The organism is Flagellimonas sp. MMG031 (assembly GCF_040112705.1).
In the GTDB taxonomy this organism is placed as follows: Bacteria; Bacteroidota; Bacteroidia; order Flavobacteriales; family Flavobacteriaceae; genus Flagellimonas.
The window spans coordinates 3,200,731-3,220,223 of record NZ_CP157804.1 but is presented as its reverse complement, the minus strand read 5'-3'; the positions used below and the strand labels follow the sequence as shown (position 1 = coordinate 3,220,223).

Genomic DNA, 19,493 nt, shown 5'->3' with positions numbered 1-19,493 from the left:
TCATGTAGTTATTTTTAATTATTCCAATTAAATATTGGACGAAGATAGTCAATGAACCGGAATTTCACCAATATCCACCGTCGTCCAACATTTCCAATACATGTTAATCGGCCGCCTGTTCCAATGTGAATTCAAACCTTTCGGCAATCGATATGGAAAGAGTATCCAGGGTTTCCGGCGTCACGTCCCATAATCCGTTAGCTCCGTCATCAAGAAGATCCTCAAGCAAGGCATCCACTTCGGCTTTATTGAAATAGGGTTCGTTTGAGTTGGGAACTCGAGTAAACTGTAGACTGTAAACAAAGCCATATCCTTCGGACAGGTCATGAAATGCAGCACCGTAGTCAGGGGTTTCCTGTTCCAGGGCATTTTTCCCCTGTTGTAGGTAATACACGGCCCTGATCCCGATAATTTCGGAAATGAGTTGGCGAAGGACCTGGGCCTGATCATCCCTTACTTCGTAATCCTTTGCCACTATGGCCGCACGGCCCAACTTGAACGCTTGATAGATCTCATCCGCAATTCCTGCAAAATCATCATCGCTTTCTACACGTCCAATATATTTGTTCAGAAAATTATCGTCCTCCCCTATCGTGGGCAGTGGATCGGCCAGATTTTGTGATGTACCAAAAGCATAACCATATGCCTCATCCCAATAGTGTTCCATGGTGGTATAGTTACTCCCATCTTCCAAGATCTCATCATCATTGTCCGACTTTTGGTTCCCTGCATCCAAATACCCATCACTGATATAGTTGTTCAAAATTTGGTCGACCATCAAGGCCCCGATCAATGATTTATTGAACAATTGATTCATCTCCAATCCTTTTCCCGTAACGTATCTGGTGGAAGAACCATCAGCAATTTGCCCGGCTACCCCTGCAGAGGCCGCCGTATTCCAGTTAGGGTACACTTCATCGACCTGGACCTGAATCCAATTTTCGAAATCCGCCCTGATCAAAGCCTGATCGGTTGCATTGTTGGAGTAGAAATCAAATGATGCAGCGGTTTTACCCTTGAGGTTTTTGTTGGAAGCGTTCAGGTCGGCATTTGTAAAGTCGGCCCCTGCCTCTTCATGGGCATACATGCTATTGAGGATTTCAGCCGTTGTGGTCTCATCCATTAGCTTGGCAATGATTTCCTCGGACATCAAAATTCGGGTTGTCTGTCCCCCAAAATAAACGGAACTTTCACCATTTCGATCAAAAACGTAGGTCTCAGGATTGTCGATGGCTATTATTGGATCCACCTCATTGGAACTGTCGTTGGAGCAGGAACTTAATACGGTAAGAATCATAACAGCCCCCATTATTTGTCTTGAAATCATTTTTATTTAGATTTAATATTAATAATTTTAACAAATATATTTTCCGTTTCCCAATATCCCAAATTTATTTAGACTTATTACAAATAGATTGGTGAAGATAGAGTTTTTTGTATCTTCATTCCTTTTACCTCCTTCCGTTAAACCAAACAGTATAAAACCAGAGAATCCGGGCGAATAAATATTTAACTTTAAACAAATATTTGCTTAAGAGACGATATAAGTACACGGAATTGTAAATAGTATTTGAGATCAAACAAGTGGAGATGGGTGCCGATATGCAAGAGGGATGCAGCAAGATGGACATCAGCTAGATCAGGTTATACAACTGGAAAAAGAAATATGGCGGGCTGGGTGTCTCCCAACTTCGGAGTTTGAAGAACTTGGAGGAGGAGATTGCACAGTTGAAGAAGCTGGTCACCGACCTGAGCAAGGGCAATCAGATTCTGTAGGAGGTGCTTAAAAAAGGTTCTGAGGCTGTCTTGAAAGCGTGGGAAGCCATATAAGATAAGGATGGAGTACAATATTTCCATCCAGCGTTTTTGCTAGCTGGTATTGCTGGACAAGAACGTTTTCTATTTCAGGATCGAGGGCCGTAGTGATGAACTGTTGCGGATGAAAATAAGCGAGACTGCCGCCGTCAGGACACGATAAGACTTTTGGCGCATCAATATCCTTTTAAAAACGGAGGGTTTCATACGCAACCACAAACACATGTACCGGGTTTATTTTCAGTAATGGTTGAACTTGAAGAGCAAGCGGCCCAAAACGGCACGGTTCTGCGGCACACAGCCCACCCGCCGAGGGTACGGTTTTAGTCTTAACGAATTTTGGGGAATGGATTTTGTCCCTGACCAGTTGTGAAGCGAGAGCTGTTCAAGTCTTTAACTGTAGTGGATAATATAGCCGTGAGGTTTTGGCAATCCATGCGGGAAAATCATCAAGGGAAGTGATGTCGTCTAGGTATACAGATAATGGAAGCCATTACTTTTGGGAACGAAGTACTACCAAGACGTGTCAAAGTGGTTAATGGAAGTGAGTTCATTAGCAAGATGTTGGGCAAATTGGCCTATGAAAGCCATATAGAACTGTAAATCTTCAACTAAAAGTGGACTGAACTTGGTCTAAAGATAACAAAACCGTAAATTGATAAAGAAAAGAACGATGCTCAAAAGAAGGAAAGAGCATCAAATTCAAAAGTTGAAACTATGACTTAACTTTGGACCGGGCCAGTCCTAATTCGTTTGAAGACGTATAATAGATTGGTTTTCATTGAACAATTTTAAAAGGATAACTAAGAACATTCAGTTTGCTTGATAATGCAAGGTTTATGCCGATTGGATGTAATGCGTGTGAATAATTTTGATTAGCTTGATTGGACTTTCATTTCCAAAATCTCCAAAAACAAAGGCTTTTGTTTCATTTTATATTTTTTTCAATCTGTCATTTTTGAAGTAAATGCGCGAAATGGAACTGAAATTTTGATACAACCAAAAGTCGCCATAAATATAAACTCTAGCCTGTTAACAGTTATTTTTTCATTAATGCTAATTTTATTCCAAGAGCTACAAAAATTCCGCCAGTTATTTTGTCCAACCACATTTTTATTTTGTAATTTTTTCTTATTCGGTCAGATAGTTTTGAAGCAAATAAAGCTAAAATGAAACACCAAATTGTTCCTGTAAGTAAAAATGTAATTCCAAGGATTAAAAATGGAAGTGAACTTTGCACATAATTTGGGTCAATAAATTGTGGTAAAAATGCAAGAAAAAATATTGCTACTTTAGGATTCAGAATATTGGTTAGAACTCCGGATAAGTAAATTTTTCTATAATTCACTATTTCACTTTCAGTACTCAATTCAAATTTTCCATCTGGTTTTTTAAATATCGTTTTAAGTCCTAAAAATATCAAATAAACTGCTCCCAAATATTTTACTATTACAAAAGCTGTTGCAGATTTAGCAAGTATGATCGATAATCCTAAAGTTGCAAAAATGATATGAAAAATTGCTCCAGTCGATATTCCCAATACAGATAAAATACCAGCCTTTTTTCCTTGAGCAATGCTTCTTCCAAGAATATACATTGTATCAGCTCCCGGTGTTAAATTCATTATTAATCCCGCTATTAAAAAAGCCTCAAAGTTTATTATTCCGAACATAATTTTCTTAGTTTGGTTTAATTGTTGCCAATGACCCGCTAAACGTAGTTCCGGGATTTTTATGGAAATATAGCGAAATCGTGTTACAATGTTGAAAGAAGGGTGCTTCCGGTTTGTCTTGTTACATTGTTTGCCAAGAAGGTCGCGTAGCTGCCGTATCTTGTCGTTTTAGAGGTATGGGGAATAAAAATTTCGTGGCCATATCACTTTTAGCCACTGTTGGCGCACCTCGGGGTTTTGTTTAATTGCTCCAAACTTGGTTTTCCCTCGATAGGTAGGTAAGGGCTATAATTTGGTTTAGTGGGTCGTTGGAGTACATTTCTTTTAGGGTGGAAGTGCGCAGCACGTAGCAACAAAAGTAAGCTTTAGCCAAAAGTGCTCCAACGTGTTTGTACATGGCTCGTTTCGTTTAAGTTAGCGGTTAATTTTAAGTTGGGCATAAGTCAGATTTTAAAATTTCCATATTTACTCTTCTGTTATCAATATAGGCAAATTTAAAAAATTGGGGACATTCCAAATACGCCTAAACATCGATTAAGAAACTGATTAGCTATGAGCTATATATTTTGTCGCCCGTAGTGTTTAATTCAAATGGTTTATTAAATATCGGTTTCCTTTTTATTTTTAGGGAAGGCTTCAGTTCAAAGGGAAATCATCAAATATGGTCACAGGTTTCGTGTCGAAAATCGATTTAGGAAAGAACGCTTCACGATTGGGTTTCGATATAGATTTGGTATTGATTTCCCATTTCAAGGGCAACGGCTTAATGTTGGAGAATATTATGGAATGCTCAATTCTGAGATGGTCTCGGAAACGGAAAAGGGATTAAAAACTGAATACGAAAGTCGATGGACAGTTGGAGTCGGAAGAAGAATAACGGCCAACACTAAGTTGCAGCTGAAAATACATTACCGCAAGAAGCTGATTGGGGGCACCGTCGAACAGTGAACTCTTTGTTTTGTTGGAAATCCACAGCAATTTGTAAACAGCCTAATAATTTAATTGCTTGTTGGTTATAAGTATCAATTATATTCATTCTGAACCTTAAATACCAACAAGACACAAACCCAGTAGCGATAAAACAAAGGCCGCAGGCATAGCATTAACTTATGTTACCTGGAGCGTCTTCCTTTTTTTGATGATTTTGTGCTACTTCCGATATATGGGACGTGTATGATTTTATGGTTTATGATATATGAGTTACTTCGAGAATATCAAGGGTACTATGGTATTTCCAGGAATTTAAAATCGATTAAGAAATAGCATCAATTTCAATGACAAAATCCTTGTCAGGTTTCCTCACCTTTTTCATGTTAACCAACCAATCGTTATCAGTATCCCTGTACCCAAGGCATAGGGCGACCATACTCTTTAAGTTTTTGAGATTTAAGCCCAAAGCCTTGTCCAATGTACTATTGTCAAAGTTTTCTATGGGCGCAGCGTCAACCTTGAGCAAAGCAGCTGTTTCCATGCAAAACCCCAAGGATATATATGCTTGCCTGGCGGCATGGTTAAAGTTGATTTCCGAACTTCTTCGTGTGTACAGATAAGTAATACGATCCATATATCCTTTAAGTAATTTATGGTCGTCTCCCCTAGCTTCTTTTATTCTTTTGTAGACTTCATTGATTCGTTCCTTGGTATAATCGTCCCAAACTGCAAAAATCAATAGGTGTGAACAATCTGAAACTTGGATTTGATTACGGAATATTGGGAGTATTTTGGTTTTAAGATTCTTATCCGATATCAAAACAACATGGAATGGCTGTAGACCAGATGATGTAGGTGCCAGATTTGCTGCTTTTAAGATGATGTCCAACTTGGATTTTTCCAAACTTTTACCCTTTCTGAACTTTTTTGTCGCGTAACGCCATTCCAACGCTTTGAGAATATCCATAGAATTAAATGTTTTGTTTTCTGTGACCTATTTAAAAGAGTATCACATTATTTTCTTTGAAAACATGGATTTACAATATTAAACAATCACTGGGTCATAGAAATATTAAAGATTTTAGGAGTTGATAAAATGGATATAAAGGAAAGTGTAATTTCAAAAGCGGACAAATATCGCTTGGTTATGGTAAATTATCAATTTCAGGTCAACCATTCAAAAGTCCGAAAGCATTTCGACCTTTATGATCTTCCTCGTCAAGGCCATTCTGCGTGTCCAGATTTAGCTAGGTTAACCATTTGAGAGATAGCTAACCCTATGAATCCTCCGTAACAATGAATAAAACCGCAAGAATCGGGTTTGATATATTCTTGACTGTCATGAATATTGTATTTGAAACACCAAAGAATCGAAATGCAGTTTGATTTTAATAAAACCGAAAGAGAAAAAATACTAGAGCGGGTTTTTGAAAAGCTAGAGAACTTCTATAGTGATACCAAAAGCCTAAAAACCAATCCTGATCTCAATATTGATGCCATAAGAGGATTATTGTTACAAGAAGAATTGGAGTTTGGCACTCAACCTGAAAAGGCGATTGATCATGTAATCAATGGCCTTGAAACCTATGCGGTGCATACACCGCATCCCAAATACTTTGGTTTGTTTAATCCACGATCTAACTTTGCGGGCATTTTAGCCGATTTAATTACGGCAACCTATAATCCTCAACTTGCGGGTTGGAGCCATGCACCTTTTGCCGTTGAAGTAGAGGATTTACTGATAAGGGAGTTTTCTGACAAATTTGGGTACAAGAAGGAACAGACCGATGGGGTTTTCACATCCGGTGGTGCCGAGGCAAACCTTACGGCATTACTTTGTGCATTGAATCATAGATACCCCAACATAACCGAAGAGGGTTTAATTGGAATGGATAAAAAACCGGTCATCTTTTGTTCGAAAGAGGCTCATCATTCTATTCAAAAGGCGGTCAAGATTGTAGGTTTGGGGACTAAACTGATAAAATCGATTCCGATTACGGGCGAATCAAAACTGGACACGATTCTATTGGAACAGGAGTTGAAAAAGCTTGATTACGAGGTATATGCACCACTTATGGTCATTGGGACTGCCGGAACAACCGGGACTGGCACCATTGACAATCTACATAAGCTCAGCGACATTTGCCAAAGGTATGATATATGGTTCCATGTGGATGCCGCCTATGGAGGTGGGGCCGTACTAAGTTCGGAATTAAAACCGTATTTAGGCGGTATAGAAAAGTCTGATTCGATAACTTTTGATGCCCACAAATGGATGTCGGTGCCCATGGGGACAAGTATTTTTTTAACACAGCACGATGATATCCTTGAAAATACTTTTGGGATTTCAACACCATACATGCCAAAAGATGACGATGGGCTAAAGGTCGCCCAACCCTTTACACGTTCCATTCAATGGTCAAGAAGATTTATAGGATTAAAGGTTTATCTGTCCCTGCTGCTATATGGTTGGAAAGGTTATGAGCAAATCATCAATCATCAGGCTGAGATGGGTAGATACCTCAAAAGGCGATTGAGAGAGGAAGGGTGGAGCATCATGAACGACACCGTTTTACCAGTGGTCTGCTTCACAAGAGAAGAATTTGTAAATGATATGCATATCACCCAGTATATCATGGACAATATTCTTAAAAACGGTACATCTTGGTTATCGCTCTATCCCATTGATGGGATTCCAACATTTAGAGCTTGTATTACCAACTACAACACAACCGAGGTTGAAATAGAGGAATTAATAGAGGAGTTAAATCGGGAAGCCGCTTCTTATAGGATTACTGTAAATCAGGTATAATAAAGATCAAGGGCTACAACGTTTTTGAGACCACATCTCTCACGTGAATGACTTAAAACGCCAGTGCTCCAGAAAGATTGAATTGGAAAAAGATTAATATGAATAACCCAAATGAGTGGTAATTATGCGTTTCCCAATCATAAATAATAGAATGTAAATTACTCATATAATGATAATCAAAAGTGAATTAGCAAGAGACTTCAATACAATCCATGAGATTATAAATGATGCTTCTTTGGCTTATAAGGGTATTATACCTCAGGATAGATGGACGGAACCTTATATGTCAAAGGAAGAATTGGAATCCCAATTTTCCGATGGAATTGAATTTTGGAACTATGTAGAGAACAATATCATATTGGGCGTGATGGGCATCCAGTTTAAAGACAATGTAACCTTAATTCGACATGCCTATGTCAGAACAAAAGAAAGGCAAAAGGGCATAGGTGGCAAACTATTGAACCATTTACAAGAACTATCTGATAAGCCCGTGCTGATTGGTACTTGGAAAGATGCTACTTGGGCTATCTCATTTTACGAAAAACATGGATTTAGTGTCGTAGGAACAGATGAAAAGGATTATTTGCTGAACACCTATTGGTCTGTTCCTGAAAGGCAAATCGAGACATCGGTAGTCCTGGCAAATGATAAATGGCTTAAAAACGACCAACTGCTTATATTTAGGGGAAAGGATATTTAGTCAATGGCACTTAATTCGATACTATGAATCATTTTATATTATGGAAGGATATGCGTCTTTTCCATGGAAGCCATTCGCGTTCGGTGGTTGAACACAGCCATCCAATGATACAATTGGTCATTGCGGTCGAGGGCTTATTTCGATCAAAGGGCAAAAACGGGGAATGGGTATCACAAAAAGGGTTGCTCATCGCACCAAATCAAATCCATGAGTGTGACGCAAATCAAGTGGAAATATTAAGCCTGGAAATCGATCCGCACTCCAATTTGGGTGAATGGATAAATGGCAATCAGTTAAAGAATAAACATGTCATTGAATATCACTCAGAGCATTTCCCAAACTTGGATATAGAAAAAATTCTAGAATACATTGATATTGAAGATTGGGCTGGAATTCGGCAAGATATCTACAAAACTTTTGATTTTAAAGGTATCATCGAAAACAATACCATGGAGCCTCGTATTCAAGAAGTCGTGGATTTTATCAAAGGAAATATCGAACAAGAAATTACCACACAACAACTCATGAAGGTGGCTCACTTGAGTGAAAGTCGATTGATTCATCTATTCAAAGAAATCAAAGGTTTACCTATCCGAAATTTCATCCTATGGTATAGGCTACAGATCGTATTGGAGTTGATTTTGAACGGCGAATCCCTAACTACTGCTGCCTATGAGGCTGGCTTTAGCGATCAAGCACATTTAACTCGAACGTTTACGAAAATGATTGGCGTACCACCTTCGTTGCTGACTAAGAACAGCAAATTCATTCAAGTTTCATTTCCTGAGTGATTCTAGCTTTGCAAAAACGACAATGTTGTGAGTAAAACAAAAAAAATATGGGTAGTCATATTCGTGTCCTTGATAGTGATTGCTTCCAGTGCAACGGTTATTTTCAGTACGTCGACGAACGCGAATCGAACTACCTATCAACTTCCAAATACCGAAATAGATAGCAAACCTTGGAAGGAAATAATGAATTCCGATGCTTTGATCGATCAATTTAAAATCTTAAATACGGGTTCTGTGAAAGTTCCACTGGATGGAATGTTGAACACGGACAAGCTGGAGAACGATCATTCATTGAAAGAACATTCATGGGTAGATGTTTATGTCTTCATGTTCCACCACCAAGAAAAGGGGTGGTATATCATCGACACGGGATTGGACAGTACATTTCAAGACAATGGAAATATAAAGGGCTTGTTGGCCAGTAACTATATCCTAGTATCAAAACAAAGGAAGGGTCAAAATATAGCCTCCCAATTACGAAGTGAAGGAAAAAGGATTAATGGAATATTTTTCACCCATCTGCATGGAGATCATACGGCTGGCTTGCCCGAACTTGATTCCTCACTTCCGAAATATGTGGGAAAAGATGAAAGGGTTTTAGACATTCCGTTGCTGTATCATCACAAGCACTTTACTAATGCGTCAGAACTAAACGAATTGGATTGGTCAAAAGGGGTCACCAAACCTCCGTTCGAAAACGTAATGGATTTTTTTGGGGATGGGTCACTATTGGGAATCCATACACCTGGCCATTCAAAGGGCCATCTGTCGTATCTGCTGATGTCACAGGAGGGTCCAATACTTTTAACAGGCGATGCCAGCCACACCAGATATGGATTTGAAAATAGCATAGAGCCAGGTTGGGTCGACAACCGAAAAGCTGCTGAAAACAGTTTAAGTCAACTTATCAAATTCAACCAGATGTTCCCCAATTTGAACATCATTTATGGGCATGAACAATAATCTTATTCTTGGCTATTTGATGATATTTGTTTGAATGAAAATATATTGGAACACGTGGAAATAACCTTGAATACAGAGCGATTGGAAATCAGGCCAATTCATATTATGGATGCAGGCTTCATCCATAAATTGGTAAACACTGAAGGATGGAAAAGATTCATTGGTGAACGTAATATTAATAATGTTACAGACGCCATGGATTTCATTACCAATATATCAGAAGACCCTAATCGTTCATACCATGTTTTTGAATTGAAGAAATCCCGAGTGTCCTTAGGCATCATCACTTTTCTAAAAAGAAAGGACGAAAAGTATCCAGACTTTGGTTTTGCTATGCTCCCAGAATTTCAAAAAAAGGGATATGCAAGTGAGGCCTGTGAGGCCTTCCTAGAAAAAATTAAGCCCTTTCAAATGTATGAAAACATCATTGCCATTGTGAAACCCGCTAATGAGAGGTCAATTCATCTTTTGAACAAACTAGGTTTTTCCTTTGTAAGGAACCATAATAAAAACGGAGAGTTACTAGCATACTATAGATTAAAGGAAATAAGTGAAACCAATGAAAATAATTAAAGGAAAGGAGTGATTAAGTCTTATCAACAATTATATCACTATTAAAAAAATTAGGATGGGATATTTTTAGTACCCGTAGGTGAAAATCAACTGATTTTTGAATAGGGAACTCTAAAAAGGAAAATTTGAGAAATGAATTTACCAAAGATACCTTTGCATCGATTTTATCGGATCCAATGAGGTTAATTTTGGATATTGCAGGGACAAGACGAAGGGCCTTTTAAATAAGTGCATTGTATGTTCTTGGTCTTGATTTGCCAATCCTATTATCCTTATGCCAGCAATTCCGCAAGAAACGGTTGGTCCATGTCGGTTGCTATCAATAATTTTAAAATAAAGTAAGTTCAAAATGGAGGAAAAAAGGCATATGGATTACAAAAGAATCGAACAGGCCATTGGTTATATCCGAGCACACTTTAAAGAGCAACCTAGTTTAGATGAAGTTGCTGGGCAAGTTCATTTAAGTTCATTTCACTTTCAACGGATATTCAAAGAATGGGCGGGAATCAGCCCCAAAAAGTTTCTTCAATTTTTGAACATCTCCTATGCCAAGAAAATCCTAAAGAATAGTGACGTATCCATTGCACAGGCCACATATGAAACTGGGTTGTCCAGTACAGGCAGGTTATATGATCTTTTTATCAATATTGAAGCGATGACTCCAGGGGATTATAAGAATGGAGGAGAGTCACTTCTTATAGATTATAGTTTTGCCGGAACCCCCTTTGGTGAAGTATTGATTGGGTCCACTACAAAAGGAGTATGTTATATATCATTTATCCAATCCCAAGATGTGGATTTACACGGATTAAAGCAAGAGTTTCCCAAAGCCACATTCAGGGAAAATCAGAATGAGTTCCATAAAAATGCACTTTTGATCTTTTCACTCAACTGGAATGAGTTAAGTGAAGTCAAACTGCATTTAAAAGGTACGCCTTTCCAATTAAAAGTATGGGAAACACTGATAAAAATTCCAGAGGGCAGCCTTACAACTTATGGTCATATTGCTTCCATGGTCGGAAAACCTAAAGCCTCAAGAGTTGTAGGCTCTGCGATTGGCAATAACCCTATTGCGTTCTTGATACCATGTCATAGGGCAATCAAATCAACAGGTGAATTCGGGGAATACAAATGGGGAAGTGATAAGAAAACAGCCTTAATCGGTTGGGAGGCGGCACAAAAAATTAGTTGGAGTAAATAGCAATCGCCTGCGGCGGAACAATGAGTGCTTTACACAATAGGAAAGTATGGAGTCCGGCACATTAAGATAGTTGTTTGGTATTCTGGTGTGGCTGTCCTTTTGTTGATATAGTTTGATAGACCAATCAACATTCAAAAATAAATACTTATAGCTGAGCAACTTAATAAAAGATAAAGTACGTTTTATAATATATAGGAATTATAATAAACCCTTTTTCAAATGGATGCTTTTACCAATCAGTTAATCGGTAGTAATTCTGTTATTAGCTGTCATTTATATTATTGGTCTGAAAATGAAATTTTACAAAAAAGCTCTGAAGCAAGGAATCGTGCAGAAGCTCCTTTTTTAGTGCCAATGTACAAATATGGTTTTCAGTTGAGGTGGTTACCCCTGAATTGGAAATGGATTTATGCAATCATTTGTCCTAAGTGCCCGCATGCACGATCATGGATTAGTTAGGTATATCTTCAGGAACGAAATGAGATTAACAAATTTAGTGATTTACTTAATCATCAGTATAGGGCTGACCAGTTGTAAACCGAATGAAATGAAAATTAGAATGGAACAAGAAGAAAATCAAATTGTTCAAATTTGCCAGGAATTTGCAAAAAAAGCAGACCAATTGGAAGTAAAGGGATGTAACGACCTTGACTATAAAGAAAATGGTTTCATTGAAGATTTTAACAAGTTATTCAGTCAATATTGTTACGGGAAACAGAACCGAACGCATTCTGGGTTAAATTTTAGACAACCTCCTCGGTATTCAAATGTGGCCTATGCCAAAAGAGAGATTATTGAAAAAAAATCAAAAACCCGTTATCAAGTAACTTTTGAAAAGGAGCCTAAAATAGGCAGTATTCGATTTATTATTGACAAGAAACATGGAAGTTGGAAAATAATTCGATTCGAAACATTCCTTGGAGTTGCAAATCAAAGAAAAACCGAAGCCGAAGAAATTTGGAGAAAGCATAGATTATAAAACCTCCGAACAACAGGTATAGCTTTAGATAATTGCTTGCCTGTATAACCGGCAGACAGGTTCCCGCTTATCTTTCGGCACGCTTAGGACATCGCTTATTAAAATTCACTAGGGTTTACGGTCTTGTCCGTACTGACTATTGCGTGCAAACCAGCTCAATTGCTCATAGGCACTGTTTCAAAAAACAAGTTTAAATTGGGAACATAATGGTGGCACAAGGCATTCAGTTACACTGGAAAGTTTGAGTGTAATCGAAGAAATCATGCCACCAATGAAACAAAAGAAAAAACCCATCATAATGATACCCAAAAGTTGTCAGGGTTTTTAAGGGAGTGTAACTTTTGAAATCAAATATGAAGTCATCGTAATAGGAAGGGCAAACGGGATTTACGTACCACCCAAAGTAAAACACCGATTTAGGCCTGAACAAGCAGTAAATTTAAAATTTATGGTGATCTTGGAACCTCAAAGCAGTGGAGACAGTTTTGACGAATATAAGCACTGGACTAAATAGGCCCTGTACATTGTTCTAATTCTAGTAAATATAAATTGTATGTGTAAATATTATTGTACTTGTTTAATGTTGTTTTTTGCATCGTTCCTTTTTGGTCAGCAGGCAAAAACCTATATAAAGGCCGGGATTTTTTATGATAGTGAACAAAACAAACTACTTAAGAATAGGATGATTGTTGTGGAAAATGGCACTATCACGGGAATCCTGGACACCAGCGTGAACCATATGACGGATGGCAACTTGATAGACCTTACTGGATATACCGTTTTGCCAGGATTGATAGATGCCCATACCCACGTGCTTTTCTCTCAAGCTGCAGATAGGGATTTTGCGGAACATTCCATGGTTACCCTGACCACCGAAAATAGTGCCTTGAGAGTACTTCGAGGGTCCAAGAGGGCCAAATCTTATCTCGACGTGGGAATAACCAGTATAAAGGATTTAGGCAATTCCGGGCTATTCTTGGACGTGGCCTTAAGGAATGCCATCGATGAAGGGACCATCATTGGACCCCGCATTTTCGCATCGGGGCCCATTCTGTCGGCTCCTGGTGGTCAGATTTATGGGGTGGTCCCAAAACATCAAGATCTGATTTCTGAAGAGTATCGCATCGTTCGGGGTGTGGAAGATGCGGAATTGGCCGTTCAGGAGCATGTGAATCAAGGGGTCGACCTGATCAAAATTTGCGCTGATAATTTACCGAACAAAACCGTTCTTTCTTTGGAGGAGATGCAGGCCATTGTGAAGACGGCACATGCGTATGGCCTGAAAGTGACCGCGCACTCCGTTACCGATATATCGGCAAGGCAAGCGATTCATGCCGGAGTTGACGGGATTGAACACGGATTTAATGTTTCTGATTCCACATTGACCATGATGGCGGAAAACGATGTTTTTCTTGTACCTACTGAAAACAGTAGCGATTATATGGAGTTGTACAGTAAACTGGCCGGATATGGCCAAGATGATGACCAATGGATAGAACGGTACAGTACAGCAATGAGTGAAAGATTGCAAAAAGCACTTAAAATTGGGGTTACCATTATTGCCGGGTCGGACAATTACACGGAAATAAATGTGCCTAGAGGTGTCTCATCCAGGGATATGTTCAAGGCCTATTATGAATCAGGTATGGCACCCATGGACATCCTAAGGGCAGCTACCTATCTTTCTGCCAAACAGCTCGGAAAAGAGGGCAAGCTTGGAGTGCTCAAGAAAGGTGCAAAAGCTGATATCATTGCAGTCAAAGGAGACATCGGGACAAAGTTTTATGAAAGTATGGAAAATGTAGTTTTTGTCATGAAGGATGGTCAGGTCTTTACTTCTGTGGAATAAGACATACGCAACAGGTGGCTGCATTGCCAGTATTTAATTCTAGGGTAGGTAAGGAAATATTTTAGGCGTGGGAATTGGGTTTTGTTAGGTGCTTTTTTGGATTTCGATGGTAGTCTTCAACATTTGGTTCAAACGTTCGATATCTTCTTTTTTTGCGATTAGTTCTCCCAAGGTAGCCTCAAAGGTGTTCGTTTCGGTCAATTTCGGAAAGGAAAGTTTTCCTTTTGAAATGGAGTATTGAATCATGACATTGAAGTAATTAAGGAGTAAGATCAAGTATTGGATACCATCACCCTTGACTTTCCTGAAGCCAATTCGCTTTGCCGTCCTTTCGTTGATGATATAACTGGTTCCATGGATTACCAGTGAATTGTTCTCCTGAGTCTCATAGGTGGCAATCAAATCTAAAAGTCCTTGTACATATTGTTGCAGGATAAAGACTGTCCGTTGTTTTCCATTTTTTTGGCGATTTATAACAAAAACGTAGTCCAATAGCGTACCTCCATGCACTTTTAGCGTGCCATCCTTGGGGGGTTCGGAAATAAACAGTAATGAATGATAGTTCAGCTTCCCACTTTTTTTCAGCGAAGGAACATCAAAAAATGGAGCAATAACGGACAACACAATGGGAATGACAACCATGATAAGCAGGTAAAATCCTGTTAACCAAGAAATCAAAGAGAAAAGCAAGACAACGACAAAAGCAGCAGCTCCAATAAGTGCTTGAATTCGGTCCTGTTCCTTTTTGGTTTTGATATAAAAGTTATGCTGCAATTCTATCCTAGTTTGTGTTCGTAATCAGCGAAGGAGTCAAAAATAAAATACAGTGTTTAGAAGGGCAACAGGATTAGCCGATAATAACTGAATCTATTACTATGGTAGATTCACATATGAACTTTACCTTTTCTAAGGAGGGTGAATTTTCTCCAGAGATATTGCTTTCGGTGTCCGGTATTTTTATCCGACTTCCATAGAATTCGGATATCATTTGTATGGATTTTCCAGATTCTACTTGACCTGAATGTCGTTTTTAAAATTTTTGATGCCTTTTGAACTGGTTTTGAACATTTTTATGAAGGAGGGTTTCTCTTGATTCTCAATCTATAAAAAAATGTGCAATAGGATGTGTAGGATTATAAAAATCAGTTCTAGTTATATATTGGCAATAACATACATAAATATAGATGGTTCAGTGATTCTTTTTTGTAAATAAGGAGATACATCCAGTAAAAAATACCAATGCATATAAAAGAACATGATTTCTGAAATTGCTCATGATTGAAAGGATTTATGCCCAAAGCGGGCGGTTAAAAAATAATTGAACTCGTTATTGAAAAACCGAACCACATCCCCAGCAGCATTAAAAGAAAGGCCGAAGGCAGATGATTTACTTATGGTATCTGGAGCGTCTTCCTTTTTTTGATGGTTTTGTGCTGCTTCCGATAGATGGGATGTGTACGATTTCATGTTTTGTGGTATTTGATTTACTTCCAGTAGCGCCATCGCTGTCACCTTTTTTTGATGCTAAATGGGGTACAGCATCCCTTGCTGTGGGAGCCGTATAAAAAAGAAACCCCTCGGAAGGGAGGGGTCTGGCTTTATGCCGGCTACAGGAAGGGATGTTGTTGTTTTGCCACCCAAAAAAGGAGGGACGGCGGGCTTAGCAGGGAATATCAAATAAGAAACTGGAGAAGTTCATAGTTCCGTGGAAGCGGCACGGAACAAAGGATTTCGAAGAAGAAATTTATTTTAAGGTATTCTTGTAGGAAGGTACTGGTGTGGATGAGCTGGATTGTCGAGACCACCAAAAACGGAAAAGTTGAGCCATCTAATACTTGGCTTTAGTTATTTGAAATCCAGGTTTTAGTGTCATGCTGTAGGATGCTCAATTTTATCCGGCTAAGGTGGTATGCTATGTCCGGCGTTTTCATAACAATGGCAGTTGCACTTAATTTTATTTACAAAACAATGCCAGTTAAGCTTGCAAATCTAGCATATGTTGCTATCGTTTTTTGGATTGGGGTAATTGTCCGATTGGTCTTCGGTGGTATTGTCCAGACAGGCAAAATCCTTTTCCAATAAAAGTGATAGCTGTTTTCCGCTGGGCAACACCGAGGTGCTGCTGTAGCCTACCCTGTCCGATTTTGCCCATGTAGATAGCTCTCTGTCATCCAGGTAAAGCGTAATGGTGTCTTGAATATAGGTGGCCTCTAGAAGGTCGACCTTGGTTTTTTTTGCTCGTAGGACATAGGTAAATGTGGATGTTCCAAATTCAGTTGATTCTTTGAAAACCCCTGTTTTGCAAAAGGTTTCTACTTCAGTCTTGGTCAACCTATACCGTATTGAATTTCCTTTTATCCTAATCTTCATACGTTTCTTTTCTTTTTGGTATCGTTTAGATTGTAATTGATTGTAACACGCGTTCCTTGGCCGAGACTGGAGTTGATGAACAATCTGCCATTGATATAACTGATGCGTTCCTTCATAAAAAATACGCCCATCCCACCCTCACTGCTGTTTTTTGGAGGGCGATCCAAAATAGTTGGATCAAAACCTTTGCCGTCATCATCTATGACCACGCTCAACACATTGTCTGTAAGGTTTATGGAGACCAAAATATAATTGGCGTCCGCATATTTAATGGCATTGTTTACGGCTTCTTGGGTAACTCTATAAATATTTGTTTCTGCCAACGAATCAAAACGGATGTTTTGTTCCGCTTTGTTCTCGAACAATATGCTCTTTCCGGTTAATTTACTCAATTCCGAAGTCATTTTTTGCAATGCTGGAAAAATACCGTGGTCACCCAGTTCTGGAGGGGTAAGATTAAAGGTGGCTGTACGAACCCCTTTGATCAAATCAGAAGTAAGCTCTTTTAGATAGGCTATTTTTTCTTTAGTGCGCTCCTTTTGATCCAAGTTGATGGATTCGATATTGAACCGCAGTGCAGTGAGCATTTGCCCAATGCCATCATGAATGTCCTTGGCGATCCGTTTTCGTTCCTCTTCTTGTCCTTCCACGATAAGGCTGGCCTGTAATTGCTTCTGGCGCATGCGGTCCTCGTAATTTTGAAGCGTGAGCTGTTCCACCTTTTCTTGATTGTTCTTGCGCTCCGTAATATCGGAACACAGCAATAGCACACTTTGCTTTAGACTTGTTTGGTGCATCGGGATAATGGACATGTCCAACCACAATTTGTTGCCCGCTTTGGTCTTTATTTCAATTTCCTCCGTTCTGATGCTCTTTCTTGGTTTCGTCAAAATCTCACCGAGATATTGCCTTTGTCCCTCATCGGTGGTCAATATTTCGGAAAGATGTGTGTTTGGGGGAATGTTGGATTCATTTAAAAGTGTCAGGAATTTTTTACTGATGAAAACGACAGTACCATCACTGCGGGCACTGGTAAAGAGAGCGGCATTGTCAATAACAAAGTTCAGTTCTTTCAGCTCTTGGAGCGATCGTTCCTTTTCTTCAAATATTTTTTTGATTTCCTTGGTGTTTTCCTCCGATTGCAACTGGCTTTTAACCAGATTGCGTATGGTTTCCTTGATTTGTATCGACAACGGCCTGAAGATGAACAGGACCTCCAAAACCAATATCAATAGGGAAAAACACAACAACAGGTACTCTTTGACCTTTAGTTTTTGCAACCTTTCTTTACTGATGGCGTCATATGCATTGACCATCGCGTCCATTTTTTCTAAAAAGGGACCTTCATTAGCCAATAGAATATCCAAAGCTTGTCCAGAAGTATCTTTTTGAGAAAGTATGGTTTTTATAGCGTCGACCATGGCACTGTGATGTATGGAGATCTCATCAAAATGTTCTAGAATGGACACATTATTCTCTTTGGGAAGTCCAATGCTGTCGTTCCCCATTTGGAGCCCTAGGTGGGATGTTCTCCAGATGTAGAGCGTATGGGCCAATTCCTTTAAAAGCTCTTGTTGCTCGCTTTCCCCCAGATTTGCTTGGTTGAGCAATAAAGCCTCCTTAACCAATTTTTGGCTATAGGCCCGTTGCCTGCCCGCCACATTGATCACCCTGGAATCGTCCAGCTGTGAGTTGAGGTGATTTTGAATCAATATTTGGGCTATGATAATGGTGAGGGCAATGGCGGAAAGTGCCAACAAGTACCACTTTCGAATCCTCAAGAAGGTGGAGACGTCCAAGGTTAGTTGTGGGTTGTTCATATGGGGCGTTTTTGCCATGATATGCAATTATTCAGAGATGGCCTTGGTAACCAATTCCAATCCCCGATTGGAGAAGGAAAGACCCAATGCTGCCTTGTGACCTTTGGGAGACATTTTCTTCCAAGTTTTCTGTGTTATGGAAATTACCTTGTCGTCATTATGTTTATGTATGAAGGGGTCATAATAATACATCAAAAAAACCAAACATATTACATCTTCCAGGGTTTGGGTGTCCTCATCTTTTTTCAATTGTTTTTTGAGCAATAAAAACTGCACCCTTTCCACCGTGCCATCATCATAACCTACCTCTTTAAGAATGGCACCCGCTTTCTGGGCATGGAATTTCTTGAGTTCCTGTCTCCATTTCAAATATCCCACTCTATTCATTTCATAGGATTCACGGGGTATTTCCCAACGACAAATATGTTGGCAACGTACCGTTAGCTGCAAAGCTTCTGAAGCTTCTGGCTCAAATGCGTTCAGAATATGCGTCATGCGTTGTGCGTACAAAAGTTCTTTGGGATACTCCCTTCCCTCAAAAACCTCCTTGTTGGGGTCTTCTGCATTTGCTTCGTCGAACCGTTTGAATGCCTCCATCAATTTTTCGGAAGTGCCCATATACCATTGGTTTTTTTAAAACTATTCAGAAAAACCAATATACACAAAGCCATCTTCCAATTTTATGGGAAATGTGGCGATAGCCGGCAAATCCCCGTTCAAGTTTTCCCCGGTTTCAAGAGAAAACGTTTTTTTGTGCATTGGGCAAGCGACTTTGGCAATGCCTTCGGCGTCGCCTATCATACCCCTGGACAAAACCATTTCCATTTTGTGCGGGCAAAGGTTTTGACAGGCATACCATTGTTGTTTGCGTTTGTAGTTAAAAATTGCAATCTGTCGGTTTTTATATTTGATGCAGGCGCCTCCATTTTCCGGAATGTCCTTTTCCAAACAGGCCTTGAACCAAGTTGTGACTTGATCTGTTGAAACTGGGTTGTAATTATGTGATAAAGTATTCATG

At 39.3% G+C, this 19,493-nt stretch carries 18 protein-coding genes; 8 read left to right on the top strand and 10 right to left on the bottom strand.

The annotated features are described in order from the left end of the window. Positions 1 to 103: 103 nt before the first annotated feature. The 4 genes from ABNE31_RS14535 to ABNE31_RS14520 all read right to left on the bottom strand — a co-directional run bounded on the left by ABNE31_RS14535 (position 104) and on the right by ABNE31_RS14520 (position 5,384). Complete coding sequence (locus ABNE31_RS14535; RefSeq protein WP_349351642.1) at positions 104 to 1,327, bottom strand: DUF4856 domain-containing protein; 1,224 nt, start codon at positions 1,325 to 1,327, stop codon at positions 104 to 106. A 1,527-nt stretch (positions 1,328 to 2,854) separates the two neighbouring features. Further along, positions 2,855 to 3,487 (bottom strand): LysE family translocator, encoded by a 633-nt coding sequence (locus tag ABNE31_RS14530; RefSeq protein ID WP_349351641.1) that lies wholly within the window; start codon positions 3,485 to 3,487, stop codon positions 2,855 to 2,857. A gap of 241 nt (positions 3,488 to 3,728) precedes the next feature. Continuing rightward, on the bottom strand, positions 3,729 to 3,884 hold the full coding sequence (locus ABNE31_RS14525; RefSeq protein WP_349351640.1) for a hypothetical protein: 156 nt from the start codon (positions 3,882 to 3,884) through the stop codon (positions 3,729 to 3,731). An 855-nt stretch (positions 3,885 to 4,739) separates the two neighbouring features. After that, the gene (locus ABNE31_RS14520) at positions 4,740 to 5,384 is read right to left on the bottom strand and encodes a nitroreductase family protein (RefSeq protein ID WP_349351639.1); all 645 of its coding nucleotides are present in this window, start codon (positions 5,382 to 5,384) and stop codon (positions 4,740 to 4,742) included. A gap of 408 nt (positions 5,385 to 5,792) precedes the next feature. On the opposite strand from ABNE31_RS14520, the gene ABNE31_RS14515 reads away from it, so the two are divergent. The 8 genes from ABNE31_RS14515 (at position 5,793) to ABNE31_RS14480 (ending at position 14,285) form a co-directional block, all read left to right on the top strand. Next, a complete protein-coding gene (locus ABNE31_RS14515; protein ID WP_349351638.1) occupies positions 5,793 to 7,229 on the top strand; it encodes an aminotransferase class V-fold PLP-dependent enzyme in 1,437 nt (478 codons plus the stop codon). Positions 7,230 to 7,398: 169 nt separating this feature from the next. Continuing rightward, positions 7,399 to 7,929: a GNAT family N-acetyltransferase gene (locus ABNE31_RS14510; RefSeq protein WP_349351637.1), complete on the top strand. Its 531-nt coding sequence runs from the start codon at positions 7,399 to 7,401 to the stop codon at positions 7,927 to 7,929. A gap of 23 nt (positions 7,930 to 7,952) precedes the next feature. Next, positions 7,953 to 8,720: an AraC family transcriptional regulator gene (locus tag ABNE31_RS14505; RefSeq protein ID WP_349351636.1), complete on the top strand. Its 768-nt coding sequence runs from the start codon at positions 7,953 to 7,955 to the stop codon at positions 8,718 to 8,720. A gap of 27 nt (positions 8,721 to 8,747) precedes the next feature. Next, entirely contained in the window at positions 8,748 to 9,683 is a 936-nt protein-coding gene (locus ABNE31_RS14500; protein WP_349351635.1) for an MBL fold metallo-hydrolase, read from the top strand. A gap of 54 nt (positions 9,684 to 9,737) precedes the next feature. Next, entirely contained in the window at positions 9,738 to 10,256 is a 519-nt protein-coding gene (locus ABNE31_RS14495) for a GNAT family N-acetyltransferase (RefSeq protein WP_349351634.1), read from the top strand. A 367-nt stretch (positions 10,257 to 10,623) separates the two neighbouring features. Next, the gene (locus ABNE31_RS14490) at positions 10,624 to 11,457 is read left to right on the top strand and encodes a methylated-DNA--[protein]-cysteine S-methyltransferase (protein ID WP_349351633.1); all 834 of its coding nucleotides are present in this window, start codon (positions 10,624 to 10,626) and stop codon (positions 11,455 to 11,457) included. Positions 11,458 to 12,004: 547 nt separating this feature from the next. Then, on the top strand, positions 12,005 to 12,436 hold the full coding sequence (locus tag ABNE31_RS14485) for a hypothetical protein (RefSeq protein ID WP_349351632.1): 432 nt from the start codon (positions 12,005 to 12,007) through the stop codon (positions 12,434 to 12,436). A gap of 682 nt (positions 12,437 to 13,118) precedes the next feature. Further along, complete coding sequence (locus tag ABNE31_RS14480) at positions 13,119 to 14,285, top strand: amidohydrolase family protein (RefSeq protein ID WP_349351631.1); 1,167 nt, start codon at positions 13,119 to 13,121, stop codon at positions 14,283 to 14,285. A gap of 84 nt (positions 14,286 to 14,369) precedes the next feature. Here ABNE31_RS14480 and ABNE31_RS14475 read toward each other — a convergent pair whose 3' ends face one another. The 6 genes from ABNE31_RS14475 to nirD form a co-directional block, all read right to left on the bottom strand. Then, positions 14,370 to 15,059 carry a hypothetical protein gene (locus ABNE31_RS14475; RefSeq protein WP_349351630.1) on the bottom strand — a complete coding sequence of 230 codons (690 nt, stop codon included), beginning with the start codon at positions 15,057 to 15,059 and terminating at the stop codon, positions 14,370 to 14,372. A 498-nt stretch (positions 15,060 to 15,557) separates the two neighbouring features. After that, the gene (locus ABNE31_RS14470; RefSeq protein ID WP_349351629.1) at positions 15,558 to 15,752 is read right to left on the bottom strand and encodes a hypothetical protein; all 195 of its coding nucleotides are present in this window, start codon (positions 15,750 to 15,752) and stop codon (positions 15,558 to 15,560) included. A gap of 522 nt (positions 15,753 to 16,274) precedes the next feature. Then, a complete protein-coding gene (locus ABNE31_RS14465; protein ID WP_349351628.1) occupies positions 16,275 to 16,655 on the bottom strand; it encodes a hypothetical protein in 381 nt (126 codons plus the stop codon). Further along, positions 16,652 to 18,475, bottom strand: a complete 1,824-nt coding sequence (locus ABNE31_RS14460; protein ID WP_349351627.1) for a type IV pili methyl-accepting chemotaxis transducer N-terminal domain-containing protein — start codon at positions 18,473 to 18,475, stop codon at positions 16,652 to 16,654. The genes ABNE31_RS14465 and ABNE31_RS14460 overlap by 4 nt, the downstream gene beginning before the upstream one ends. A 27-nt stretch (positions 18,476 to 18,502) precedes the next feature. Beyond that, entirely contained in the window at positions 18,503 to 19,093 is a 591-nt protein-coding gene (locus ABNE31_RS14455; protein WP_349351626.1) for a DUF4202 domain-containing protein, read from the bottom strand. 21 nt (positions 19,094 to 19,114) lie between these two features. Beyond that, positions 19,115 to 19,492: a nitrite reductase small subunit NirD gene (nirD, locus tag ABNE31_RS14450; RefSeq protein WP_349351625.1), complete on the bottom strand. Its 378-nt coding sequence runs from the start codon at positions 19,490 to 19,492 to the stop codon at positions 19,115 to 19,117. Between the last annotated feature and the right edge of the window lies 1 nt (position 19,493).